Genomic DNA, 2647 nt, shown 5'->3' with positions numbered 1-2647 from the left:
TCGAGCATGTTGACGGTCTTGCCGACGCCGGCGCCGCCGAACAGGCCGACCTTGCCGCCCTTGGCGAACGGGCAGACGAGGTCGATGACCTTGATGCCGGTCTCGAGCAGGTCGCTCGCCGCGGCCTGCTCGTCGTACGACGGCGCCGCGCGATGGATTTCCCATTGTTCCTTCTCGCCGATCGGACCGGCCTCGTCGATCGGATTGCCGAGCACGTCCATGATGCGGCCGAGCGTCGCCTTGCCGACCGGCACCTTGATGCCCGCGCCGGTGTTGATCGCGACCAAGCCGCGCTTGAGGCCGTCGGTCGATCCGAGCGCGATCGTGCGCACGACACCGTCGCCGAGCTGCTGCTGCACCTCGAGCGTGATCGGCGAGGCAGTGCCCTCGACCTTGAGCGCGTCGTACACCTTCGGCACGGACTCGCGCGGGAATTCGACGTCGACGACGGCGCCGATGATCTGTACGACTTTGCCCTGGCTCATGGAATTGCTCCGAGTGACTCTTTCAAATCTGTCTTAGCGCGGCCGAGGCCGCGCTGTTGGTGAGGAGTGCGGCCATGGATGGTCGCTTCCTGATGCTCGCGATCGCGGACGATCGCACTCAAACCGCTGCAGCGCCGCCGACGATCTCGGAAATTTCCTGCGTGATCGCCGCCTGGCGCGCCTTGTTGTAGACGAGCGTGAGCGAACCGATCGCCTTGGTCGCGTTGTCCGACGCGCTCTTCATCGCGACCATGCGCGCGGCGTGCTCGCTGGCGAGGTTCTCGAGCACCGACTGGTACACGAGCGACTCGATGTAGCGCGTCAGCACGTGCTCGAGCACGGTGGCCGCGTCGGGTTCGTAGATGTAGTCCCACGCATGCGTGGTCTGCAGCTCCGGAGACGGCGGCAGCGGCAGCAGCGTGTCGACCGTCGCCTTCTGCGTCATGGTGTTGACGAAGTCGTTGTAGGCGAGGTGGAGGCGGTCGATGCGACCCTCGGTGTAGGCGTCGAGCACGACCTTGATCACGCCGATCAGCTGGGCGACCTGCGGCTTCTCGCCGAGGTGCGTGACCGAGCCGAGCATGTTGACCTTGAGGCGACGGAAGAACTGCGTCGCCTTCTGGCCGATGCAGACGACGTCGACCTCGACGCCCTTGTCCTGCCAGCCGCGGATCTCGCCCAGCAGCTTGCGGAACATGTTCGAGTTGAGGCCGCCGCACAGGCCGCGATCGGTGGACACGATCACGTAGCCGACGCGCTTGACGTCCTTGCGCGCGACCAGGAACGGGTGCTGGAACTCGACGTTCGCGTGCGCGATGTGGCCGATCACCTGGCGCATGAGGCGCGCGTACGGACGCGAGGCCTTCATGAGGTCCTGCGCCTTGCGGATCTTCGAGGCCGAGACCATCTCGAGCGCGCGCGTGACCTTGCGCGTGTTCGCGACACTCTTGATCTTCGTGCGGATTTCTCTAGCGCCTGCCATGTTGTTCGCTCGCTACGCCTGCTCGACGGGATGGGGGATTGAGGATGCGGGACCGGTGGAAGCGGGAGCGTCGGCCGGCTTTCGCCTTCCCGACCCCGAATCTCCGATCCCGGCCGCCTTACCAGCTACCCGTCTTCTTGAACTCTTCCAGGCCCTTCTTGAACGCGGCCTCGATGTCGTTGTTCCAGTCGCCCGTCTCGACGATCTTCTTCATGAGGTCGCCGTAGTTGCTGTGGAAGTGCGCGTGCAGCGCCGCCTCGAACGGCAGCACCTTGTTCAGCGGCAGGTCGTCGAGGAAGCCCTTCTCGGCCGCGTACACCGACAGCGCGAGTTCGGCGATCGACAGCGGCGCATACTGCTTCTGCTTCATGAGCTCGGTGACGCGCTGGCCGCGCTCGAGCTGCGCACGCGTCGCCGCGTCGAGGTCGGAGGCGAACTGCGCGAACGCGGCGAGTTCGCGGAACTGCGCCAGCGCGAGCTTCACGCCGCCCGACAACTTCTTGACGATCTTGGTCTGCGCCGCGCCACCCACGCGCGACACCGAGATGCCCGCGTTCACGGCCGGGCGGATGCCCGCGTTGAACAGGTCGGTCTCGAGGAAGATCTGGCCGTCGGTGATCGAGATCACGTTGGTCGGGACGAACGCGGAGACGTCGCCCGCCTGCGTCTCGATGATCGGCAGCGCGGTGAGCGAGCCGGTCTTGCCCTTGACCGCGCCGTTGGTGTGCTTCTCGACGTATTCCTCGTTGACGCGCGCGGCGCGCTCGAGCAGGCGGCTGTGCAGGTAGAACACGTCGCCCGGGTACGCTTCGCGGCCCGGCGGGCGCTTCAGCAGCAGCGAGATCTGGCGATACGCCCACGCCTGCTTGGTGAGGTCGTCGTAGATGATGAGCGCGTCTTCGCCGTTGTCGCGGAAGAACTCGCCCATCGAACAGCCGGAGTACGGCGCGATGTACTGCATCGCAGCCGATTCGGACGCGGACGCCACGACGATGATCGTGTGCTTGAGCGCGTCATGCTCCTCGAGCTTGCGCACGACGTTGGCGATCGACGACTGCTTCTGGCCGATCGCGACGTAGATGCATTTGATGCCCGAATTCTTCTGGTTGATGATCGCGTCGACGGCGAGCGCGGTCTTGCCGGTCTGGCGGTCGCCGATGATCAGCTCGCGCTGGCCGCG

2 protein-coding genes and 1 pseudogene are annotated in these 2647 nt (G+C 65.7%); all 3 read right to left on the bottom strand.

Annotation, left to right across the window (positions count from 1 at the left end; translation table 11 throughout):
* A pseudogene (locus tag VI238_RS16975) lies at positions 1-485 on the bottom strand (F0F1 ATP synthase subunit beta); the annotation flags it as partial.
* Positions 486-603: 118 nt separating this feature from the next.
* Positions 604-1467: a F0F1 ATP synthase subunit gamma gene (gene atpG, locus VI238_RS16970; protein WP_331653502.1), complete on the bottom strand. Its 864-nt coding sequence runs from the start codon at positions 1465-1467 to the stop codon at positions 604-606.
* Positions 1468-1585: 118 nt separating this feature from the next.
* Positions 1586-2647, bottom strand: a 1062-nt coding sequence (atpA, locus tag VI238_RS16965) for a F0F1 ATP synthase subunit alpha (RefSeq protein ID WP_331653500.1), incomplete at its 5' end; no start/stop codon positions are given.

It is taken from the genome of Dokdonella sp., from assembly GCF_036518555.1.
GTDB lineage: Bacteria > Pseudomonadota > Gammaproteobacteria > Xanthomonadales > Rhodanobacteraceae > Dokdonella_A.
Note: the sequence above shows the minus strand (reverse complement) of the source record. Positions and strands in the feature narration are given on the sequence as shown.

Excerpts from the sequence above, each read along its gene's own strand:
- atpG (WP_331653502.1), bottom strand. The coding sequence starts at position 1,467 with ATGGCAGGCGCTAGAGAAATCCGCACGAAGATCAAGAGTGTCGCGAAC.